Annotated in this window: 2 protein-coding genes; both read left to right on the top strand. The window is 61.8% G+C overall.

What is annotated here, in order from left to right; all coding sequences use genetic code 11:
* Positions 1–347 precede the first annotated feature (347 nt).
* Positions 348–2,636 carry a TonB-dependent receptor gene (locus Q0072_RS04440; protein WP_298326301.1) on the top strand — a complete coding sequence of 763 codons (2,289 nt, stop codon included), beginning with the start codon at positions 348–350 and terminating at the stop codon, positions 2,634–2,636.
* 75 nt (positions 2,637–2,711) lie between these two features.
* A partial coding sequence (locus tag Q0072_RS04435) for a tyrosine-protein phosphatase (protein WP_298326300.1) occupies positions 2,712–3,031 on the top strand: 320 nt, incomplete at its 3' end.

Genomic DNA, 3,031 nt, shown 5'->3' with positions numbered 1-3,031 from the left:
CGCCCGCCTTTTGCCCGACCAGCCGCGCACTCATCTGTGCCCGACCGTGGCTGCGCCACATCCCACCCACAGCCCGCAGCATACGATCCGCCGCCGATCCCTGCGTGGAATCGCCCGCCTTGCCTTCACGGCCCTTCAGAGCCTGACCCAAAACCTGTATAGCCATTCTAACGCCGACCTATGCCAATATGCGCCGTCTATAGACCGGTTTGCCGCTCAAAAGCCACAGCGTTTTACGAAATGTGCGCGGGATACAGACGTTGCAAATGCTTTATATAAACGTTCAAATTTTTACATACAAACGTTCTAACACACAGTCAGTTTAATCATTCTGACTGGTGATAGTCATGACCGTCTTTACCTTCAACCGTGTGCGCCTTGCCGCACAAACCGCACTGATGGGCAGCCTGGCCCTTCTGAGCCTGAACGCCACTACGGCCCACGCCGAGGCCGCAGCGACCGCCGCCGAAGCGCCTGCCGATGCCTTGCCGGAAATCGTCGTGACGGCACAAAAGCGCGAAACCCGGCTGCAAAAGACACCGATTTCGATTTCGGTGATGAACAAGGACGATTTCAGCAACCGCCATGCGCAGTCTCTGGCCGATCTCGGCGACGGGGCCATTCCATCGCTGCGCGTCGCACCCTTCTTCTCGCGCAGTTCGGCCCTGACCATCGGCATGCGCGGCGTGGGCAGCATGGGCGATGCCAACCAGCCCAGCCGCGATCAGGGCGTCGGCGTCTATGTGGACGGCGTCTATATGGGCCGCGCGCAGGGCCTCGGCATGGCGCTGCTCGACATCGAGCGCGTCGAAGTGCTGAAAGGGCCGCAGGGCACCCTGTTCGGGCGCAATACCGAAGGCGGCGCCATCAGCATCGTGACCAAAAAGCCCACCGGCGTCTACGGCATGAACACCACTTTCGGCCTGTCAAACTTCAATGGCTACAAGCTGGAATCGCACCTCAACCTGCCGGAAATGCATAATGTCAGCGTAAAGGCCGATCTGGTCCTGTCCAAGCGCGACGGCACGGTGAAGAACCCCCTGGACGGCGCACCGGATTTCAACGCCTATGACAAGGGCGGCGTGCGCCTTGAAGCCCTGTGGCGGGCCAGCGAAAGCGTCAGTGTCGATTATGCTTTCGACGCTTCGCGCGATGCCAGCACGCCCTATTTTGTGCAGCTTCTGAGCAAGGGCAGCCTGCCGCTGGCTCCGCTGACCCCGACCCAGCCCGACCGCGCCAAGAGCGCTCTGATCGGCGTGCCGATGCAGCACAGCGTCGGCAATACCAGCGGCCATACACTGGTCATTGACTGGAAGCTATCGGACGGCCTGAAGGTGAAATCCATCAGTTCGTATCGCAAGCTGACGCAGTCGCAGTTCGACAACGGCTCCACCGCCCTGTCGGTATTCGCGCCCAACGGCAATTTCAGCCGCTACAGCCTCGCCAATTTCGACCAGAGCCAGTACAGTCAGGAAATCCAGCTGATCGGCGACAGCGCGCAGTTCCACTATGTCGGTGGCGCCTTCTTCTACCATGAATCGGTGGCCGACGACGCCTGGGCCCCCAACACGCTGCAATGGAACGCCACCGGGACAGGCTATGCCATCCTGCCGTCTCCGGTGAACGCTACCCCCTTCCCCGACCGCGCCTCGACGGCGAAAACCGACAGCGCCGGTCTGTTCGGGCAACTGACCTGGACCCCGGACGCGTTTGACGGCAAGGCACACCTCACCATCGGGGCCCGCTATACCGAGGACAAAAAGCGAGGCGAACTGCTCAAGGTCAACGGAGCCATCCCGGTGGTCAATGGCGTCGCCGCTATCCAGCATCTTGACGCCAAATGGGACCGCATCGACCCGATGGTGACGGTCGCCTATGACGTGACCAGCGACATCAATCTCTACGCCAAATGGAGCACGGGCTATAAGGCTGGCGGAGCCAATTCGCGCTCGCTGACCTACCGGGCGTTCGGTCCGGAAAGCGTCGAGGCGCGCGAAATTGGCCTGAAGTCGGAATGGTTTGACCGCAGCCTGCGCGTCAACCTCGCCGCCTATGACAGCGACTATAAGGATACCCAGATCGACTTCAACGCCGTCATTCCGGGCAATACGCGCGGCACGCTGGAAACCACCAATGCGGCGGGCACGGCCAAGCTGAAAGGCGTCGAAGCCGATATCACCTATCGTCCCTTCCGCGGCCTGATCCTGGGGGCCACCTACGCCACCAACTCGACCCACCTGCCCAAGGCCCCGAACCCCTTCGTCGCCGGCAACCCGCTGGTCGCGGTCTATCCGCTCTACGCGCCGAAAAACGCCTACAGCGTCACGGTGGACTATAGCCGCCCGGTTGGCAGTGCCCTGTTCAAGGCTCACCTCGACGCCAATGGTGCCAGCGGTCAGAACACCAGCTCCGCCGACCCGACGCGCAGCGACAATTCGCTGATTGTCAACGGCCGTCTGGCCCTCGCCAATATCGCCCTGCCGGGTCAGAACACCGCGCTGCAACTGTCGCTTTGGTCGCGTAACCTGACGAACGAAAAGCACGTCTTTATGCGTAACTTCAACGCCGCCCTGGGCACCTACGGCATCTATAACGAGCCGCGCACCTACGGCATCGAAGCCAATATCAGCTTCTAAACCCCGTCCAGCCGGGGCGCCACATGCGTGCCCCGGTCCCCTTTTCCCTGCAAAACCTATCTGCGAAAGCCAACCATGTCCAAACCCGTCCGCGCCTTAAGTCTGTGCGCCGCCCTCCTCTTCGCCGCTGCGGCCCCGCAGGCCTTGGCCCAAGCCTCCACACCGGTTGCGACCGAAGCCCGCTCGCGCCTGATCGCCATTGAGGGTAGCAACAATTTCCGCGATATCGGCGGCTACAAAACCGCCAACGGCCGCGAAGTGAAATGGGGCATCCTCTACCGGTCGGCCGCCATGAACCGCATCACCCCGGCCGGCTTTGCGCAGTTGAAAGCGCTGGGGATCAAGACCAATGTCGATTTCCGCGCCACACAGGAACGCGCCAGCGCCCCGGCCGT

Source organism: Asticcacaulis sp. (genome assembly GCF_027484505.1).
Taxonomy (GTDB): domain Bacteria; phylum Pseudomonadota; class Alphaproteobacteria; order Caulobacterales; family Caulobacteraceae; genus Asticcacaulis.
Note: the sequence above shows the minus strand (reverse complement) of the source record. Positions and strands in the feature narration are given on the sequence as shown.